Raw genomic sequence first — 17,868 nt, forward strand, 5'->3', positions numbered from 1 at the left:
TCCTTCGGGGGTCGTCGGACGCGACCGGCCGCCTTCCGCGGTTGAGGCGGAAGACGGCCGGTACGAGAAGCGCGGCGGCGGGGGAGTCGGAGAAGAGGATCCTTACTTGCCGGCGTGCTGCGTCGAGCCCAGCTCGATGCTCTTGCCGCCGCGGGCCAGGGCCTCGACGGCGCCGGACTGGGAGTTGCGGCGGAACAGGACGTTGGAAGCGCCGGCCAGCTCACGGGCCGGGACCACGCGCGGCTCCTTGAACAGGCCGTGGTTGCCGGGCACCACGCCGCCCTGCGGCATGAGGGAGACCTTCGTGCCGGCCGTCAGGTACAGGCCGGCCTCGACGACGCAGTCGTCACCCAGCGGGATCCCGAGCCCCGAGTTCGCCCCCAGCAGGCAGCGCTTGCCCAGGGCCACGCGCTGGCGCCCACCGCCCGAGAGCATGCCCATTGTGGAGGCGCCGCCGCCGACGTCGGAGCCGTCGCCGATGACGACCCCCTGGGAGATGCGGCCCTCGACCATGGAGCGCCCCAGCGTCCCGGCGTTGTAGTTGACGAAACCGGCGTGCATGACCGTGGTGCCCTCGGACAGGTAGGCGCCCAGGCGCACGTTCGCGCCGTTGCCGATGCGCACCCCCGAGGGCAGCACGTAGTCAGTCATGCGGGGGAACTTGTCCACCGAGTGCACCTGGATGGGGCGCCCCACGGCGGCGCGCAGGCGCATGCGGGTGGTTTCGAAGTCCTCGGTGCGGCAGGGGCCGGCGGAGGTCCACACCACGTTGGGCAGGCGGGAGAAGATCCCGTCCAGGTTGACGGTGTTGGGGTGGGCCAGGCGGTGGGACAGCATGTGCAGGCGCAGGTAGGCGCCGGCCACGGTCTGGGGGGCGTCGTCGAGGTCGGCCCAGGTGCGCACCACGGTGGTGTGGACGCCGCGGGCCTCATCGCGCCGCTCCATGGCGCTCAGGGAGGCCAGGAGGTCGGCGTGCCCCTCCTCGGGCTCGTCGCCGAGAACCGGTCGGGGGTACCACACGTCGAGGGTGTTGCCGTCGTCGGTCACGGTCGCCAGGCCGAGACCCCATGCGCTGCGAGTCGTCATGGGAACACCCTACGGTCCCTGGTGGCTGACCGTTGCCGGTGGGCGTGCGAGAATCACCGCATGGCGCGCACGACGATCCACCTCATGCGGCACGGCGAGGTGCACAACCCAGGCGGCATCCTCTATGGCCGTCTGCCCGGGTACCACCTGTCCACCCTGGGGCACCAGATGGCCCAGCAGGTCGCCGACGTCCTGTCCGCCTCCGGGCACGACATCACCCGGGTCATCACCTCACCCCTGGAGCGGGCCCGGGAGACCGGCGCCCCCACCGCCGCCGCCTTCGGCCTGGCGCCGACAACGGATCCTCGCCTCATCGAGGCCGGCAACTCCTTCGAGGGCGTGGCCGTCAACCGCAACCGCTGGATCCTGGCCCAGCCCACCTACTGGTCCAGCTACGTCAACCCGCTGCGCCCCTCCTGGGGCGAGCCCTACCGGGAGATCGTCGAGCGCATGCGCGGCGCCGTCGTCTCCGCGCTCGACCTTGCCGAGGGCCACGAGGCGCTCCTCGTCTCCCACCAGCTGCCTGTCTGGTCGCTGCGCCTCTTCCTGGAGGGCCGCCCCCTGGCCCACGACCCGCGCCGCCGCCAGTGCGCCCTGGCCTCCCTGACCTCCCTGACCTTCGAGGACCGCACCCTGGTGGGGCTGGCCTACTGGGAGCCGGCCGGCGACTTGCTGCGACAGGCCCGCGACATGGTGCCCGGCACCTCCTCCGCCCAGACCGCGGGCAGTGTCAGCCCCGGCAGCCCCGGCAGTTCTGCCGGCCCCGTCGGCCCCGCCGGGCACGCCGAGGCGGCCCGGTGACCCAGCAGCCGCCCTCGCGCCCGCTCGGCGGCGAGGTCGTGCGCACTGGCCCGCCCGGTAAGGTCAGCCGCCCCGGCCGCGCCCGCCCCGCCCCGCGCCGCCCCTGGACCGGACAGGACTTCGTGTGGTGGCACACCGCCGCCGTCCTGACCGCCACCCGCCAGGGCTGCCGCCCCAACCCGGTCTCACCGACCATCGACCCCGTGCGCCCCGCCCTGGGATCCGGGGAGGTCATGCTGGCCACCTGCGACGCCGAGCTGCTCATGTGGCGGCGCGGGGACGCCACCTACAACCCCTCCCGGGGCTTCTTCCTGGCGGGCGGCCCCGTCGGCCTGGCCCTGACGGCCGCCTTCTTCGGCGGACAGGCCTACCTCAACCACCGGCGACGACGCGCCGCCGAGGCCGACGCCGTCGAGAAGTGGCGCCACCTGGCCGGCGCCCGCCTGAGTGTGTCCACCCACGGCATCTACCTGGGCACGGGGGAGGGCGTCATGCCCATCTCCTACGCCGACATCCAGGAGGTCCAGCTCACCGCCACCGGTGAGATCGTCGTCGCCGCCGCCAACGCCTCCGGCTCGGTGCGCCTGAAGATCCGGGCCCAGTGGGCCGAGCTCGTCCTCATCCTGTGGTCGGTGCGCTACATGCCCGAGCACCCCCAGCTCGTCGGGCGCACCTGGATCCCCGGTGACTGGCTCATCCACGCCGCCGCCCACGGCTACGACGTCGACACCACCCCCTGGCCGCAGGCCCGCCCCGCCCTGCCCTGAGGCCGGAGCGCAGAGGCCGGGCCGGCGCGCACCCGTCAGTGCTGGTCAGTGTGAGTCGGTCCCGGAGCGGTCGGTCCCGCCCGTCTCGCCGGTCTCAGGATCCTCGTCAGTTCCGTCATTGCTGGCGTCGGGAGCGCCGGTGGGCTCTTGCGGGTGGTGCTTGCGACGACGGATGTCCTGCTCCAGGTCCCTGAGGAACTCCGGGTCGTCGTCGGGCGCCATGGGCCGGGGGCGTTGCGGGCGACGGAAGGTCGTGCCCTCCTTGGAGGACCACACGGTGGGCTCGATGTAGCCGCCGCGCTCCTCAGCGGCCTTGACCCGCGAGAAGATGATCCAGGCGATCGGGCCGATGGTCGGGAACAGGACGACCAGGGTGATCCACAGGTACTTCGGCATCCGCGCCGGCATGCTCTCATCCGGCGTGCGTGCGCAGTCCAACAGGGCGTACAGCGTCAGAGCGAACACCAGGACGATGAGGACGATACGCATGGGCCAACCCTAACCGAGCCGGAGAGCCCCGTAGACCCCTCACCTGCCCGAACCCTCTCGGTGCCCCCGCCTCGTCCCCAGCCGGCCGGGGCCGTGGCACGATCATGGGGTGCCCGCCCCGCCCGCCCTCCGCCTCCTGACCGGTGGAACCGCCCCCGACGACGTCGCCGCCCTGCGCACCGCCCTCGCCGAGCGCCTGGCCCTGCGCGGCCTGCTCACCAGCGCCGATGGCCGCCCCGCCCCCGCCGCCGAGGACAGGCAGGACCGGGCGGGCTTACCACTCCCGTTGCTCGTCCCCATCGCCCCCGGGGAGGACCCAGCCCAGATCCGCGCCGACCTGGCCCGCCGCATCACCCGCGTCCCCGCGCGCACGGACCTCATCCTGCGCACGTCGGGCTCCACCACCGGTACCGGCCGACTCATCGCCATGAGCGCCGCCGCCCTTGTGGCCTCCGCCCGCGCCACTCACGCGCGCCTCGGCGGCCCGGGAACCTGGCTCCTGCCCCTGCCGGCCCACCACGTCGCCGGCCTGCAGATCCTCATCCGTTCCCTGGACGCAGGAACCGAGCCCGTCGTGGTCGACACGAGCTCAGGATTCAGCCCGACGGCGCTCGCGGAGGCCCTGAGCTCGGCGCGTCGGTCCACCGGGGCGTCCGCCTCCCGGCTCTACGTCTCCCTGGTCCCCACCCAGCTGGTGCGCGTCCTGCAGGACCCGCAGGCCCGCCGGGCCCTGGCAGGAGCCGGCGCCGTCCTCCTGGGCGGCGCCGCCGCGGACCCCGCGCTCCTGGACCGGGCTCGCGGGGCGGGCGTCACCATGGTCACCACCTACGGTATGAGCGAGACTGGCGGGGGCTGTGTCTACAACGGCCGCCCCCTGGAGGGGGTCGAGATCGCCATCCAGGCCCCCGACGCCGAGGGCGCCGGCCGCATCCTCATCTCCGGTCCCGTCCTGGCCGAGGACTACCTCCACACCCCCGGCCACAGCCCCACAGGCAGTCCCAACACCGGTGAGGGATTCCACCGCAGCGGCACTAGGCGCGTCCTGGCCACCTCCGACCGCGGCCGGCTGCACCCCGACGGGCGCCTGGAGGTCCTGGGCCGCCTGGACGACGTCATCATCACCGGGGGCGTCAAGGTCGAGCCCCGCCACGTGGAGGAGGCCCTCACCTGTATCGACGGCGTGGCCGAGGCCTGCGTCGTCGGCCTGCCCGACGAGCAGTGGGGAAGCACCGTCGTTGCCGCCGTCGTGCTTGAGACGGGGAGGGAGCCGGGCAGCCCGAAGCGGCGGGACGGCGCCGCCCTGCGCGAGGCGGCCCGCGCCCGGCTGGACGGCGCTCACGCTCCCAAACGGGTCCTCGTCCTGGAGGCCCTGCCGTTGCGCCCCAGCGGGAAGGTCGACCGGCGCGAGGTCGCCCGGCTCCTTGCCGCGACCACGACAGGTGTGACCGCCGAGCCTTCTACACCAGAGCCCTGATCTCCGCCTCAGTCGGGCAGGTGGCCGGGCCGAAGTGCGTCACGGTCAAGGCTCCGGCCACATTCGCCCAGCGCAGCGCCGTCGTCAGGTCGATGCCCCGGGCCAGGGCCGCGGCCAGGACACCGGAGTGCGCGTCACCGGCCCCGTTGGTGTCCACCGGTGTCACCGGGATGCTTGGAGTATGGTGCGCCGCGCCGCCGTCGGAGAACCAGGAGCCCTGCTCCCCGGCCCGCACCAGCACCGTGCCGAGCCGACCCGATAGTGCCTCGCAGACGCCGGCGTGGTCACCGGCCTCCACCCGCAGCCCCAGGCGGTCGGCGAGCAGCCTGGCCTCACGCTCATTGAGAGACCAGACGGGCCCCAGCGCACCGAGGTGCTCCAGCGAGCTCATGGGGACCGAACCAACCATGGGGGAGACGTCGAACAGTGCCGTGCACCCCGCTCGGGCCTTGGTCAGTCTCCCGGCCAACCGCTCCAGCGCCGTCCTGGAGGCCTCATCGGCCAGGGAGTAGCCGGAGAGGTAGATGACGTCGTCGCCACTCACCTCCAGGTGGTCGAAGGCATCCACCGGGCCACGAGTCTCGGCCCCGCAGGTGGAGATGAAGGTGCGCTCGGCCCTCGCATCGGTCATGGCCACGCAGTAGCCCTGGTCGCCGGCTGCGACCGGGCCGACATGATCCACCCCGATCTCCTCCAGGGCCCGCCGGGCCGCCTCGGCGAAGGGCCCCTCGCCCAGCGGCCCGGCGTACAGGGTCTCGACCCCCATCCGGCGGGCGGCGGCCAGCACGTTGAAGCCACCACCGACCGCCATGGAGGACTCGTCGGCGAACACGTCCCCGCCGGGCTCGGGAATCGCCTCGATGCGCAAGGTCAGGTCAATGACGACCTGGCCGGTGTGAATGACCCGTCCCATCATGGCCGCCTCTGCTCCGGAGCGTCTGGCTGACAGCGCCCGCTGCCGCCGCGCAGCGCCAGCAGCGCCTCACAGATCGGCTCGAGCCGCAGGCCGGAGCGCTCCACCACCCGATCGACCAGCTCGACGGGAAGAAGATGGGGCACGCTCGCCCCCAGGACCGCACCGGCCATCGCGGCAATGGTGTCAGTGTCTCCCCCGAGCTCAGCGGCGAAGCACAGCCCGTCCAGGGGCCGCTGCGCGAACTCCCGCACGATCACCAGCGCGCAGGGGACCGACTCGGCCGACTCCACCGAGGTTCCGACGTAGGTGTGCAGATGCTCGGCCAGGGCCTCCCCGTGCAGGTCGCGACTCGTCTCCAGGGCCAGGCGGGTGCGGGCGGCAACGGAGGCCTTCTCCGTCCAGTGGCCCGCCTCGGGGTGGGCGGCCACGAAGTCCAGCGCCGCCTCCAACGCCCCCGCCGCGTCGACGCCATCGATGGCCGCGCTGACCGCTGCGGCGAGGAGACCTGCGGCCTCGAAGCCCTGCCGGGTGTCGTGGGTGACCAGGCAGGAGGCCTGAACGGCCCGGGCCAGCGCGTCGCCGTCGGCGCTCAGGGAGAAGGCGATGCCGACTGGAGCCACCCGCATCGCGGCGCCGTTGGTGGTGCCCTGTCTGCCGGTGCAGTGTGGGTCCGCCCCGGCGCGCACCCGCTCCAGAGCGAGCTTGGTGGAGGGTCCCAGCAGGTCCAGGGACCCACGGGCGCGCATATCGTCCTCCCAGCGCAGGAGGGCATCGGCGAGCTGGTGGGGGTCGATGCGGCCGCCACCGTCGATGAGGAGACCGGCCAGGATGAGAGCCTGCTCGGTGTCATCCGTGACGCTGCCCGCAGGCACTGAGGGGGCGATGGGCTGCTCGGCGACGGCGTCTCGCAGCCCGGTGATCTCGCCGTAGCACCGGCAGATCTGTGCCGGGCTCATCGACTGGGTGGGCATCCCCAGTGCGTCGCCGAGGGCCAGCCCGGTCAGCGCTCCCAGGGCGCGTTCGCGTGCCGGGGGCTCAGCCGCCGCGGGCTCAGGCATGGGTGAAGGAGTGCGAGGGCGGGGATCGGGCTGTCTCACGGAGGTCCTTCTGGCGATCGCGGTGCCGGCTGCCTTACCGGCCGAGGTGTGGCTCAGGCGCCGCACCGGTGAGGGCCACGGCGCTGGTAGGGTCACTGCCGCCTACCCTAGAGGACTGCGAGAGGATCGGAGGAAGCCGTGAGCGGCGAGAACGGCGAGCACGCGCAGGACAGCGGCCCCCGCGCCACCAGCTGGGGGGAGGTGGTGCGACTGCGCACCCTGCCGGCCGCCGTCGCCCCCGTCATCCTGGGTGCCGGGGCGGCCGCCGCGATGGGGGAGCTCTCAGTGCTGCGGAGCCTGCTGGCCGCGGGCGTGGCCCTGGCGCTGCAGATCGGCTGCAACCTGGCCAATGACTACTCCGACGGCGTGCGCGGCACCGACGACGATCGCACCGGGCCGCCGCGCCTGACCGCCTCCGGGCAGGTCGCCCCCCGCACCGTCAAGCTCGCCGCCTTCGGATGCTTCGGGATTGGAGCCCTCCTGGGCCTGGCACTCGTGGTCCTCAGCGGCCAGTGGTGGCTGCTCGCCGTCGGGGCCGCGGCGATCGCGGCCGCCTGGTTCTACACCGGAGGCTCCCACCCCTACGGCTACGCCGGCCTGGGGGAGGTCTTCGTCTTCGTCTTCTTCGGCCTGGTGGCCACGGTGGGCACCACCTATGTCCAGGCCGGCACGGTGCCGGGGTGGCTGTGGCCCTCGGCCTGCGGGATCGGCCTGCTCGCCTGCTCCCTGCTCATGGTCAACAACCTGCGCGACATCGACACCGATCCCGCCCACGGCAAGATGACCCTGGCAGTTCGCCTGGGGGAGGAGGGCGCCCGGCGCGCCTTCTCCCTCATGCTTCACGTGCCTCTGCTGCTGGGGCCGGTCGCCCTGGTGTGGGCTCGCGAGACCGGTTCGGCCAGCCCCGTCGACGGCGGCGGGCACATCAGCCCGCTGCTGACCCTGGTCATCGCGCTGGCGGCACCGCTCCTGCTCCTGCCACTGGTGCGCCGGGCCACCGCGCCGGTCCGCTCCGGCGCCCGGGGGCGCGCTCTTATTGCCTCCCTGCGTGACGCCGGCCTGCTGGAGCTGGCCTACGGCGTCGTCTTCGCCGCCGCCACCGTCATCATCACCCTGTGAGCCCGGGTTCTGGAGAGCGTTAATCTCATGCGGGGAGATCTCAGGGTGTCAACGAAGTACATCGACTGGGCGCTGGTTCCGTCCCGCTGGATCGAGCGGCGATTCCTCATCTTCACCGCACTGCGCAACCCGGGGTACATCCTGCTGCATCTCGTTGCGGGCCCGCCTCTGGCGGCTGTCGTGGGAATCACCATCGGAGTGCCTCTGGGGCTGATGGGGGTGCCCGAGGGGAAAGGAGTGTGGGCCTTTGTGTTGGGGGCCCTGCTCGTGGCCTCTCTCATGGGGATCCGGCTGCTGAGCTTCACCGTGTTCAACGCCTCGGGCGTGCACATCTTCCGGTTCATCGGATGCTGGTGGTGGCGCAAGGACATCCCCTGGGTGGCCTTTCGCGAGACGGCGCGTGTGGACCTTCAGGAGGCGCCCTATGACATTCACGGCTTCACACCTCCCGATACTCACAATCTGGCGTTGCATCTGACGACCATGGAGGAGTGGGCCAGGTTCGTTGGGGCCAGGGCGGTACAGGGGGATCGCCCTGATCCGCTGGCGGGTCTCCCGCCGAGGGACCGCATGGCGCTGATCGAGGCATTCGGCAAGCAGGGCACGTTCTGGCGGTTGGACAGAGCTTCGACGATCATCCCCGGATTCGTGCGCCTGTCTCGACCTGACGACCGGCGTCAGGAGGCTCAGGAGCGCATCGCCCGCGACTGGCGCGCCCTCATCGAGTGGGCGGAGCAGAAGCAGTACCTGCCCAGGCGGCTCTACCCCTTCGAGTCCTACCCGGGCTTCCTTCCCTGGTAGCCCGGACCTCACGCCTCCGGGTGCCGGCGGTCGGAGTCGGCCTTCGCCCCGCGACCGGTACTGCATCAGTGTGGGCAGAGGGGGAGAGGTCTGGAGGGCCGCTGGTGTCCACGGTGCTGACATCACCCCCTCACCGGCGTTGCACGCCGAGGAGAAATCGCGGAATTTCAACGATTCTTGGCGAGGGCTTTCGCGGTGAGCTCGTTGATGTCAGCACTGTGGACACTGAGCCGTAGGGCTGAACGACTCTGCGGGGTCTAGGTGGCGGGGTGGGCTCTCTCACCTGCGCTGGCCGGTCCTTCCCCTGCCTGTCCCCTTTCGGCTCCTGCTCAAGAACACGGAGGCCATAGTTCGACGTCGGCTCCGGCCCACTCCCGTCCCGAGTCGCCCTACTGCACGAGGATGGGGGTGCACTGGCCGAGGTTTGTGCGTACTGCACGAGACCCCGGCCCCCGTGGAGTACACCCGAGGCTCCCCCAGTAGCCCCCGACCCTCGTGGAGTACTGGCGGACGCCGACCGCCGCACCGATGAGAGACGCACCAAGCCCTGAGGGCTCAGCGGGCCGGTTCGGCGTCGAGCGGAACCCACGGGTCGGGCTGGTGGGTGATGCGGTTGCGCACGTCCCGGCGCACGAGCTCGATCGACCACAACCAGATGACGTGCCCCAGCGCCTCGGAGAAGTGCTCTGCCCAGGTCTGCCCACCGGCGACCCACGGGAAGGGCGAGGGCACCGTGCCCGTCAGCGGCATGAGCACCAGGTGCGCCCCCACCCACACGAGCAGACCGAAGGTGGCCCCCTGCCACAGCGTGATCGACTTGTAGTACTCCGCCATGACGCAGTAGAAGACGGCGAAGACGATCGCGAAGCTGAAGTGGATGATGAAGGAGTAGATCGGCAGCCCCTCATTGCCGTTGAAGGTGACGGCGGTGTGGGACTGCTCCGGGGTCATCCCCAGCTGCTCCAGGAGCTGCTGGGGCGGGTTGGTGGCATTGCGCTCCGGCGTGCGGGGCGGGAAGGGGACCTCCCAGCCGAACTTGACGATGGCGGAGAAGAATCCTCCGATGATGCCGACGATGATCGCGGTGCCGACTCGGCGCCGCGCAGGGTCGGTCCTCTTCAGCAGAGTGGACAGCATGGGTGTCTCCAGGTTGAGGGAACAAACACGGAGACCGGGCCGGTGGACGGCTTGCAGATCGAACGGTGTCTTAGTCGTCCGTTGTCCACCGGCCCGGCTTCCCGGAAGCCTGGCACGGGAGGCGGCCGGGCCGCAACGTCGTCAGGATCCCCTCGCTCGCCTCCGTTGCGCCGTGGTACGGCCGACGTCGAACCGTGGAGAAAAGCCGGCGAGGGCCTCGCCGCAGCCATTGCTGCCACGAGGCCCTCGCCAGACGGATAACGCAGATCTACCGGCTCAGTTGCCGCCGCCCTGCTGGCCCCCCTGCTGGGCACCGGCGCTGCTGTCCGCACCACCCTGCTGGCCGGGCTGCTGGCCACCCTGCTGCTGACCGGGCTGCTGGCCTCCCTGCTGGTTGTCACCCTGAAGGGAACCGCCCTGCTGCTGGCCACCCTGCTGGTTGTCGCCGCCCTGCTGCTGGCCACCGGGCTGGTTGTCACCGCCGGGCTGCTGACCACCCTGCTGGGTGCCTGCGCTGCTGTCCGCACCGCCCTGCTGACCGGGCTGCTGGCCACCCTGCTGGTTGTCACCGCCGGGCTGCTGACCCTGGGGAGCAGTGGGCTGGGCGCTTCCACCGGTGGCGCCACCGGTCATCTTGCTGTCAGCGCTGGGTGTGGCAACACCACCGTCGCTGGTCTTGCCCGCGGTCTGCTTCGTGGCGGGAGTGGTCGAGTCACTCGAGCTGGAACCCGAGCAGGCCGCCAGACCGAGGCCGGCGGTCACGATGAGGAGCGAGGTGGCGAGGGTCTTGGCACGTGTAGCGGTGAATCGCATGAGTTCTCCTATGCGGTTGCTGGTGCAGTGTCAGAGCGGGATGGCCCGCTCTTGCGGGTCCGGAACGCCGTCGTCCATGGAGTTCGAGGAAGAACCCGACGACGCCCGTCACGAGTGATGATCGTCATAGACGGCTATGTGGTTGTTCGACAATCCCCGTTGCCGATGGCTCCGAACCTCTTTCGAGACTAGCAACAAGAAACTGACCGAAAGGGTGAAGTATCGTGACAACCGTCTCGAGTCTGGTGGCCATCGGGCTGCTGGGAGGGCTCATCACGGGTATCTCCCCGTGCGTTCTTCCCGTACTCCCCGTCATCCTCCTCTCCGCAGGAGCACAGGGCGCACGCGGTGATGGCGGCGATGACAAAGGGGGCGACGGCGGCTTCGCCTCCCGCTTCCACCCCTACCTCGTGGTAACCGGCCTTGTGGTCAGTTTCACGGTCTTCACACTCCTCGGATCGACCGTGCTGAGCCTGCTCCACCTGCCGCAGGACCTCATCCGCTGGATCGGCATCGTCATGCTCGCCCTGATCGGCCTGGGCATGATGGTCCCGAAGGTCATGGAGATCCTCGAGCGCCCCTTCGCGCGCTTCCAGCGCTTCGGCGGCTCGAAGAACCCCTCCAACGGCTTCCTTCTGGGCCTGGTCCTGGGGGCTGCGTACGTGCCCTGCGCGGGCCCGGTCCTGGCGGCCGTCGCTGTCGCGGGAGCCACCGGGAGGATTGGCGCCGACACCGTCGCCCTGGCCGTGTCCTTCGCCGTTGGCACAGCGATCCCGTTGCTGGCCTTCGCCCTGGCCGGACGCGGTATCACGGAGAGGATTCAGGCCTTCCGCACCCGCCAGCGCGCCATCCGCATCACCGCCGGCGTCGTCATGCTCGGGCTGGCCGTGGCCCTGGTCCTGGACGCCCCGGCCGCTCTCCAGCGCCGCCTGCCCGACTACACCGCCTCCCTTCAGGCCCGCACCGATGACCTCCTCCACGGTGACTCCTCCTCCGGCCCCTGCCGTCCCGGAGCCGCCACTCTCGGTGACTGCGGCCCCCTGCCCGCCATCGACGGCGCAGTGGCCTGGATCAACACGCCCGGCGACCAGCCCCTGACCCAGCAGAGCCGCGCCGGTAAGGTCACCCTGGTCGATTTCTTCGCCTACTCGTGCATCAACTGCCAGCGCTCGGTCCCCGGCATCGAGAAGCTCTACGAGACCTATGCCGCCTCCGGCCTGCAGGTGATCGGCGTCCACTCCCCGGAGTACGCCTTCGAGAAGGAGGTGGACAACGTGCGTGGCGGCGTCAAGCGCCTCGGCATCACCTACCCCGTGGCCGTCGACTCCAACCTGACCACCTGGACCAACTTCGACAACCACTACTGGCCCGCCCACTACCTGGCCGATGCCCAGGGCAACGTCCGCCAGACCCATGTCGGAGAAGGCGGGGAGGCGGCCACGGAGAAGCTCGTCCGTGAGCTGCTCATGCAGGCCAACCCGAAGGTGACCCTCCCCGCCCCCGTCTTCTCCGAGGCGAAGGACGACGCCGGCACGAACAGCCCCCGCACCCCCGAGACCTACCTGGGCTCCGACCGGGCCTCCGGCTTCGCCCAGGGAACCCTCGACAAGGGGCAGCACACCTTCTCCTTCCCCTCCCGGCTCCAGGCCGACACCTTCGCCCTGGACGGCACGTGGACAGTGGAGCCGCAGTACATCACCCCGACTGAGGGCAAGGGCCGCCTGCGCCTGTCCTACCGAGGTAAGCAGGTCAACCTCGTCGTCTCCGGCGAGGGGGACCTGACCTGGACGGTCAACGGGAAGACCCGTACCACCCACGTCTCCGGCGTGCCCAACGGGATGGAGCTGGTCCACAGCGAGGAGGTGGGATCGGGCGAGCTCGAGCTGGAGGCCTCGCCCGGACTGCAGCTCTACTCCTTCACCTTCGGGTGACCCGGCGGTGAGAGCGGACATGACTCAGGAGACGGTGCGATGAGCCTGGCGACGCTGGAGGCGCGGACCGGGACGCGCACCGTCTCCACCCGCGGTCTGGCCTACCATTCCCCTGTGACACGTAGCAGTTGCGCCGGCTCGGAGGGAGAGTGGATCGCGCAGGTGGCCGATGGTGACGCCGACGCCTTCGCCCGCCTCTACGACGCCTGGTCCTCTCGGCTGTTCGCGCTGATCCTCCAGATCGTCGTCGATCGCGCCCAGAGCGAGGAGGTCCTCCAGGAGGTCTTCCTCGAGGTGTGGCGCACGGCCGGCTCCTACTCCCCGGCGCGGGGCAGCGTCCGGGCCTGGCTGGTGACCATGGCCAGGCGCCGGGCCATCGACCGGGTCCGCTCCTCCCAGTCCTCCCGGGAGCGGGAGAGCCGCTGGCGTGACTACATGCCCGACGTCGACCAGACGGTCCAGCAGGTCGAGGACAGACTCGTGGGCGAGCAGGTGCACCGGGCGCTCGAGGCGGTGGGGGAGCCCTACCGCTCCACCATTGAACTCGCCTACTTCACGGGCCTGACCCACCGCGAGATCGCCCGCCGCACGGGCACGCCACTGGGAACGGTCAAAACCCGCATCAGGGACGGAATGGCACGGTTACGACGAGAGCTGGGGGTGCAGTCATGAGCGACCGCGACGACACTCACGAGGACGCCATCAACGGTGAGGCCGATCTGCAGGGCACCGAGGGGCTCGACGGCGCGCAGGAGCGTGACGTGGTCGAGCTCTTCGACGACGAGCTCGACTCGGAGGCGGCCGCCCTGCTGGGTGCCTCGCTGCAGCCCGTGGACCCGCCGGCCGCGATCCGCTCCTCCCTTCTGGAGACCATTGCGCGCGAGCCTCAGACGGAACGCGTCGACCAGGCTGAGGACACCGCGGAGGAGGACGCCGGCGACCGCGACGCTGTCGGCGGCAGCAACGGTGGCAGTGGCAGTGATGGCGACAGTGATGGCGACTCGGTGGACTCTGAGGTCCTCAGTCTCGATGCGCACCGCCGTCGCCGCTCGGCCTGGCGCACCGGCCTGCTGCGGGCGGCCGCGGCCGTGGTCCTGCTCGGTGTCGGTATCGGTGTGGGGCGCTGGAGCGTGCGGGGCGCGGTCGATGAGGCCATGGACTCCATGGCGAGCTCCATGGCGTCGACCCAGCACTACGCCCACCTCAACCAGGCCCAGGACGTCCAGCGGGTCACCGACACGATGCCCGACGGGCACGTCGCGACCCTCACCTGGTCCCGGGACATGAGCATGACCGCGCTGACCCTCCCGGCCGCCATGAAGGAGTCCGCCGGTGGGCGCAGCCTCCAGGTCTGGCTCAAGGAGGGGGAGACGATCACCTCACTGGGCGTCTACGACCCCCGTGACGGGGCCGGCTTCTCCTTCCTCGATGTCATGCCCAAGCCCGGTCAGCAGATCGTCATCACCATGGAGCCGGCCGGAGGATCGGCCCAGCCGACGACGCCGCCCCTGGTCACCCTGCGAGTGAGTGAGGACGCCGGCCGGTCCGGCGCCGACACCGGCTCGCCCAGTCCTGCGTCCTCGGCCACTCCCACCGGAGACTCCGCCTAGCGGTGGACCGGGGTGGGGCGCGGTGCGCCGGGGCGACACGAGCACCTGAATCGTGATGTATGTAACAGCAAAGTCGCTCTCGAGACACTGAGCCCAATGCTGATGGACGTCAGTACCTCTCGGGTGATTTCCCGTCATTCCGCGGTTTCCTGAGGTCGGGCGGATGCGGCCGGCGACGAGGGCGGTCATCTCCGCGATGAGCGGACAACAATGCGCACTTCTATTTCCGACTCCGGCGGGAATCAGTGGAGAATCTCGAAGGTGCGATCCCCATTGAGATCGTTTTCTTCATTTCGATACTCGCCACAATTCTCGCCGCAATTCTGAATGCCCTCGATATATCGCGCCTGTTCCCTCATATGTGGTCGTGGCGGCGGCTCCGGGTCAGAAGTAGTACGGGAAGGGCGACCAGTCGGGAGTGCGGCGCTGGAGGAATGCATCGCGCCCCTCCACGGCCTCGTCGGTCATATAGGCCAGACGAGTGGCCTCGCCGGCGAAGACCTGCTGGCCGGCCAGGCCGTCGTCGGCCAGGTTGAAGGCGAGCTTGAGCATGCGGATGGCCTGCGGGGACTTGCCCGCCACGGTGGCCGCGTACTCCAGGGCTCGTTCCTCGAGCTCGGCGTGGGGGACCGCCTCATTGACGACGCCCCAGCGCTCGGCGGTGACGGCGTCGTAGGTGCGGGCCAGGAAGAAGATCTCGCGGGCCCGCTTGTCCCCGACCTGCCGGGCCAGGAGCGCGGAGCCGTAGCCGGCGTCGAAGCTGCCCACATCGGCGTCGGTCTGTTTGAAGCGCGCGTGCTCGATCGAGGCCAGCGACAAGTCGCACACGACGTTGAGGCTGTGACCGCCGCCGGCGGCCCAGCCCGGGACGGCGGCGATGACGGCCTTGGGCATGGTGCGGATGAGGCGCTGAACCTCCAGGATGTGGAGTCGGCCGGCCCGTGCGGTGTCGAGGCGGGCCTGGGCGGCGGCGACGTCGGCCTCGTGGCTGTAGGCGCGGTCCTCGGGCTCGCCGGCGGCCGTCGGGGACTGTGGTGAGGTCTCCCGCTCGTAGCGGTAGCCGTCCCGGCCGCGGATGCGCTGGTCGCCGCCGGAGGAGAAGGCCCAGCCGCCGTCGCGCGGCGAGGGGCCGTTGCCGGTGAGGATGACGGCGCCGACGTCGCCGCTCATGCGCGCGTGGTCCAGGACCCGGTAGAGCTCATCGACGGTGCGGGGCCGGAAGGCGTTACGGACCTCGGGCCGGTTGAATGCCACTCGGACCACCGGCAGGTCCCGGAGCCAGGTGCCGTGCTCGTCTCGGACGCAGCCCCTGTGGTAGGTGATGTCCGTCAGGGCCTCCACCTGCTGCTGGGAGGGCTCCGTGCCGGCCTCGGCGTGGGGAAAGCCGGACACCTCCCGCCAGCGGTCGGGGGAGAAGATCTCTGAGACTCGGCGTGGCAACGGGTGGGCGGTGGTGGCGTTCATGGCCTCAGCGTAGGGCCGCCGAGGCTCGTCCCGCCCCAGGTGCCGGTGCGGTCGTCGCAGCCCCCTTAGTTCCCCAGGGCCGCGGCGATGAGCTCGGTGCGCGAGGTGTGGCCGAGGCGGTGGAGGACCTCGGAGACGTAGATGCGCACGGTGTTCTCAGAGATGCCGAGCTTGCGGGCGATGCGCCGGTTGGTCAGTCCCTCCAGGAGACAGGTGTAGATGTCTCTCAGGCGGGGTGGCAGCTCGTTGACCAGCTCCTGAATGCGGGCCTCCGCAGTGGCGCGCTTCTGCTCGGACTGGTAGGCGCTGACGAGCATCTTCGTGGGGCGCGAGGACATGACGGGCTCACCACGGCTGGCGCGCAGCAGCGCCGCAGCGACGTTCTCGGTGCTCTCGTCCTTGGTGATGAAGCCGTTGACGCCCTCGGCCAGGGCCTCGGCGAGCATCTCGTCACGACTGAAGACGGTGAACATGACAATGGGCATCCGGGGGAAGCGCTCATAGATCGCTCTCGCGGTCTGGGCTCCGTCCATATCCGGCATGTCGCTGTCCAGCAGGACGACGTCGATGGGCTGCTGCCCGGTCATGAGCAGGCTGATGGCCTGGCGTCCGCCGGAGGCGGCGGCGACGACGGTAATGGCCCGCTGCGAGTCGAGCTGTTCGGCGAAGGTGGTGCGAATGAGCGGGTCGTCATCGACGATGAGGACTCGCAGGGAACGCAGGGTGTGGCTAGGCATAAGCGGCTCCGTCCGGTGGCGACATGAGGGATCTCGCAGTAGTGGTCGGTGTGGCGATATCGTTCCAGGGAAGACTGGCGAGAACGGTCCAGGAGGCTCCGATCCGGTTTGAGCTCAAGGAACCCCCGGCATTCTCGAACCGGTCCTGAAGGGCCCATAAACCGTACCCCCCGTGCATCTCCTCAGGCACCTTCTGATCATGCCAGGGTGAGCTGAAGCTGATGAAAAGAGTGTCCTGCTCCTGCTCCACGACGAGGGAGACAAGATCGCGGGGGAAGTTGTACTTGAGGGCGTTGAGAGTGTTCTCGCGGATGAAGGCGACCAGGAGCCGGCCGAGCTCGGAACGATGCAGCGTCGGAATCCTCTGGATGCCGTCGAGGTCGGCATCCAGAACGATCTCGCGCTGCGCCAGCGTGGAGGCGCTGGAGTCGACGATCTCCTGAAGGGTGGGCTCCTCCTTGGGTGGCCCCTGGGAGACGGCGAGGTTGTGAATGAGCAGGCGCAGGTGGGCGAGGGCCTGCTGAGTCCGGTCCTGCAGGTCGAGGACGCGGTCGCGGTCATCGCCATGGGGGAGTCTGATGGATCGGGAGATGATGAGCATGCGCGTGAGGTCGGCGGCCAGGTCGTCATGGAGGCTGTCGGCGATGTCGCGGCGCAGCTGCTGAATGAGCTCGGCGGCGATCTCCTTGGAACGCTCCGCCTCCCGCTGCATCTCCTCCAGGCGGTCTTTGGTGTTGCGGATCAGGACCCCGAAAGAGGCGGATAGGGTTCCCCAGAATAGTGTCCAGACTGTCACGGGAAGGAGGGGGAGCCCAGATATGAGCTGCGCCAGAAAGAATGTAGAGAGTGAAATAAGAGTAAGCTTGAATTTTCTGGCCACCGTGAGGTCGGCGACTATGATGTACACAAGAATCCATGCCCATGCCAGGCGTGATCCTGCAACAGAAAAGATGGTGAGGAGTGCGGTAGAGAAAGTGGCTACTCCGACTCGCCGGTCTTTTGCGTAGACGTACGGAAGGAATGAGAGTATCTGAAATAGTTCCCCGAGAAAAATCGGGCCTATATTTTCTCTAGTTGTGAGATAAGTGTAGGTGTCTAGGAGAATTAGGGGGATAATGAATGAAATGAGCGTGGCTCGCCTCAGGTGCGGCAAATACCTCTGGTGTCGTATCCAGAGTCGCGAGAGAAAACTGCTGTTCTGCATGGTCCTTGAGGTGAGTGCTGAAACTGTGGTCGGAATCTGTTCTATCTCAGATGCTCGGCACTGGAAAAAGCTGCCACCTCTAAGGGATGGGCTTAGGGGTGGCAGCGGAGATGTTTCTCAGGAGAACCAGCGGTTGTTCTTTCGGTCGCACCAGAGGGAGGGTGGGAAGACGCACCAGTCGTAGTAGGGCTTCCCGAAGACGCTCGCTGAGTCGTCGTGGCGGGCGGGGGCGGTGGCCGGCGCGGCGCTGGCCGGCGCCGCGAAGCCCGCCATGAGGAGGGCGACAAGGGAGATGCGGACAACAGATTTCATGAAGGGAACTCCTGTCTCAGGGGGTGTTATGAACAATTTATCTTACCATTCCTGTGGTTTGCGCCAACTGCGTTCTTCGCCGTGCCGGTTGATTCTTCGCTCAACAAAAC

At 69.5% G+C, this 17,868-nt stretch carries 18 protein-coding genes; 8 read left to right on the forward strand and 10 right to left on the reverse strand.

Annotated features, from left to right (window positions below):
- Window positions 1-102 precede the first annotated feature (102 nt).
- On the reverse strand, window positions 103-1,086 hold the full coding sequence (gene dapD / locus FK267_RS05560) for a 2,3,4,5-tetrahydropyridine-2,6-dicarboxylate N-succinyltransferase (protein ID WP_141406576.1): 984 nt from the start codon (window positions 1,084-1,086) through the stop codon (window positions 103-105).
- Between the two features lie 60 nt (window positions 1,087-1,146).
- Here dapD and FK267_RS05565 point away from each other — a divergent pair, with 60 nt between their 5' ends.
- Together FK267_RS05565 and FK267_RS05570 are read left to right on the forward strand one after the other, a co-directional pair.
- Entirely contained in the window at window positions 1,147-1,887 is a 741-nt protein-coding gene (locus FK267_RS05565; protein ID WP_141406577.1) for a histidine phosphatase family protein, read from the forward strand.
- A complete protein-coding gene (locus FK267_RS05570; RefSeq protein ID WP_232622525.1) occupies window positions 1,884-2,654 on the forward strand; it encodes a hypothetical protein in 771 nt (256 codons plus the stop codon). Before FK267_RS05565 ends, FK267_RS05570 begins: the two co-directional genes overlap by 4 nt.
- A 45-nt stretch (window positions 2,655-2,699) precedes the next feature.
- On the opposite strand, the gene FK267_RS05575 is transcribed toward FK267_RS05570, so the two are convergent.
- Entirely contained in the window at window positions 2,700-3,143 is a 444-nt protein-coding gene (locus tag FK267_RS05575) for a PLD nuclease N-terminal domain-containing protein (protein ID WP_141406578.1), read from the reverse strand.
- 109 nt (window positions 3,144-3,252) lie between these two features.
- Between FK267_RS05575 and FK267_RS05580 the strand changes: the two genes are divergently transcribed.
- Entirely contained in the window at window positions 3,253-4,617 is a 1,365-nt protein-coding gene (locus FK267_RS05580) for an AMP-binding protein (protein ID WP_141406579.1), read from the forward strand.
- Here the strand turns inward: FK267_RS05580 and FK267_RS05585 are convergent.
- On the reverse strand, window positions 4,601-5,533 hold the full coding sequence (locus FK267_RS05585; protein WP_141406580.1) for a PfkB family carbohydrate kinase: 933 nt from the start codon (window positions 5,531-5,533) through the stop codon (window positions 4,601-4,603). The two genes, FK267_RS05580 and FK267_RS05585, sit on opposite strands and share 17 nt — an antisense overlap.
- Complete coding sequence (locus tag FK267_RS05590; RefSeq protein WP_141406581.1) at window positions 5,530-6,591, reverse strand: ADP-ribosylglycohydrolase family protein; 1,062 nt, start codon at window positions 6,589-6,591, stop codon at window positions 5,530-5,532. The genes FK267_RS05585 and FK267_RS05590 overlap by 4 nt, the downstream gene beginning before the upstream one ends.
- A gap of 177 nt (window positions 6,592-6,768) precedes the next feature.
- Here FK267_RS05590 and FK267_RS05595 point away from each other — a divergent pair, with 177 nt between their 5' ends.
- Both FK267_RS05595 and FK267_RS05600 read left to right on the forward strand, forming a co-directional pair.
- Complete coding sequence (locus FK267_RS05595; RefSeq protein WP_141406582.1) at window positions 6,769-7,749, forward strand: 1,4-dihydroxy-2-naphthoate polyprenyltransferase; 981 nt, start codon at window positions 6,769-6,771, stop codon at window positions 7,747-7,749.
- A gap of 45 nt (window positions 7,750-7,794) precedes the next feature.
- Entirely contained in the window at window positions 7,795-8,550 is a 756-nt protein-coding gene (locus FK267_RS05600) for a hypothetical protein (RefSeq protein WP_232622527.1), read from the forward strand.
- Between the two features lie 555 nt (window positions 8,551-9,105).
- Here the strand turns inward: FK267_RS05600 and FK267_RS05605 are convergent.
- Both FK267_RS05605 and FK267_RS05610 read right to left on the reverse strand, forming a co-directional pair.
- Window positions 9,106-9,687: a YagU family protein gene (locus FK267_RS05605; RefSeq protein WP_075378495.1), complete on the reverse strand. Its 582-nt coding sequence runs from the start codon at window positions 9,685-9,687 to the stop codon at window positions 9,106-9,108.
- A gap of 276 nt (window positions 9,688-9,963) precedes the next feature.
- On the reverse strand, window positions 9,964-10,500 hold the full coding sequence (locus tag FK267_RS05610; protein WP_075378496.1) for a hypothetical protein: 537 nt from the start codon (window positions 10,498-10,500) through the stop codon (window positions 9,964-9,966).
- A gap of 224 nt (window positions 10,501-10,724) precedes the next feature.
- Here FK267_RS05610 and FK267_RS05615 point away from each other — a divergent pair, with 224 nt between their 5' ends.
- From FK267_RS05615 to FK267_RS05625, 3 genes are read left to right on the forward strand one after another with little or no spacing between them, the layout of a single operon-like run.
- Window positions 10,725-12,431, forward strand: a complete 1,707-nt coding sequence (locus tag FK267_RS05615; protein WP_075378497.1) for a cytochrome c biogenesis protein CcdA — start codon at window positions 10,725-10,727, stop codon at window positions 12,429-12,431.
- 39 nt (window positions 12,432-12,470) lie between these two features.
- A complete protein-coding gene (locus FK267_RS05620; protein ID WP_081379346.1) occupies window positions 12,471-13,103 on the forward strand; it encodes a sigma-70 family RNA polymerase sigma factor in 633 nt (210 codons plus the stop codon).
- On the forward strand, window positions 13,100-14,041 hold the full coding sequence (locus tag FK267_RS05625) for an anti-sigma factor (RefSeq protein WP_075378498.1): 942 nt from the start codon (window positions 13,100-13,102) through the stop codon (window positions 14,039-14,041). The genes FK267_RS05620 and FK267_RS05625 overlap by 4 nt, the downstream gene beginning before the upstream one ends.
- A gap of 384 nt (window positions 14,042-14,425) precedes the next feature.
- Here the strand turns inward: FK267_RS05625 and FK267_RS05630 are convergent, their stop codons facing one another.
- The 4 genes from FK267_RS05630 to FK267_RS05645 all read right to left on the reverse strand — a co-directional run bounded on the left by FK267_RS05630 (window position 14,426) and on the right by FK267_RS05645 (window position 17,758).
- A complete protein-coding gene (locus FK267_RS05630) occupies window positions 14,426-15,505 on the reverse strand; it encodes a 1,4-dihydroxy-2-naphthoyl-CoA synthase (protein WP_141406583.1) in 1,080 nt (359 codons plus the stop codon).
- Window positions 15,506-15,570: 65 nt separating this feature from the next.
- A complete protein-coding gene (locus FK267_RS05635) occupies window positions 15,571-16,242 on the reverse strand; it encodes a response regulator (protein ID WP_003787214.1) in 672 nt (223 codons plus the stop codon).
- Entirely contained in the window at window positions 16,235-17,038 is an 804-nt protein-coding gene (locus FK267_RS05640) for a sensor histidine kinase (protein ID WP_232622528.1), read from the reverse strand. Before FK267_RS05640 ends, FK267_RS05635 begins: the two co-directional genes overlap by 8 nt.
- 525 nt (window positions 17,039-17,563) lie before the next feature.
- Window positions 17,564-17,758, reverse strand: a complete 195-nt coding sequence (locus FK267_RS05645; protein WP_101585841.1) for a hypothetical protein — start codon at window positions 17,756-17,758, stop codon at window positions 17,564-17,566.
- Window positions 17,759-17,868 lie beyond the last annotated feature (110 nt).

The sequence above is a fragment of the Actinomyces oris genome, from assembly GCF_006546825.1.
GTDB classification, from domain to species: domain Bacteria; phylum Actinomycetota; class Actinomycetes; order Actinomycetales; family Actinomycetaceae; genus Actinomyces; species Actinomyces oris.

Bases quoted from the DNA above. Each gene is read 5' to 3' on its own strand.
- dapD (WP_141406576.1), bottom strand. From the start codon at position 1,086: ATGACGACTCGCAGCGCATGGGGTCTCGGCCTGGCGACCGTGACCGAC.
- FK267_RS05565 (WP_141406577.1), top strand. From the start codon at position 1,147: ATGGCGCGCACGACGATCCACCTCATGCGGCACGGCGAGGTGCACAAC.
- FK267_RS05575 (WP_141406578.1), bottom strand. From the start codon at position 3,143: ATGCGTATCGTCCTCATCGTCCTGGTGTTCGCTCTGACGCTGTACGCC.
- FK267_RS05585 (WP_141406580.1), bottom strand. From the start codon at position 5,533: ATGATGGGACGGGTCATTCACACCGGCCAGGTCGTCATTGACCTGACC.
- FK267_RS05590 (WP_141406581.1), bottom strand. From the start codon at position 6,591: ATGCCTGAGCCCGCGGCGGCTGAGCCCCCGGCACGCGAACGCGCCCTG.
- FK267_RS05605 (WP_075378495.1), bottom strand. From the start codon at position 9,687: ATGCTGTCCACTCTGCTGAAGAGGACCGACCCTGCGCGGCGCCGAGTC.
- FK267_RS05610 (WP_075378496.1), bottom strand. From the start codon at position 10,500: ATGCGATTCACCGCTACACGTGCCAAGACCCTCGCCACCTCGCTCCTC.
- FK267_RS05620 (WP_081379346.1), top strand. From the start codon at position 12,471: ATGAGCCTGGCGACGCTGGAGGCGCGGACCGGGACGCGCACCGTCTCC.
- FK267_RS05625 (WP_075378498.1), top strand. From the start codon at position 13,100: ATGAGCGACCGCGACGACACTCACGAGGACGCCATCAACGGTGAGGCC.
- FK267_RS05630 (WP_141406583.1), bottom strand. From the start codon at position 15,505: ATGAACGCCACCACCGCCCACCCGTTGCCACGCCGAGTCTCAGAGATC.
- FK267_RS05635 (WP_003787214.1), bottom strand. From the start codon at position 16,242: ATGCCTAGCCACACCCTGCGTTCCCTGCGAGTCCTCATCGTCGATGAC.
- FK267_RS05645 (WP_101585841.1), bottom strand. From the start codon at position 17,758: ATGAAATCTGTTGTCCGCATCTCCCTTGTCGCCCTCCTCATGGCGGGC.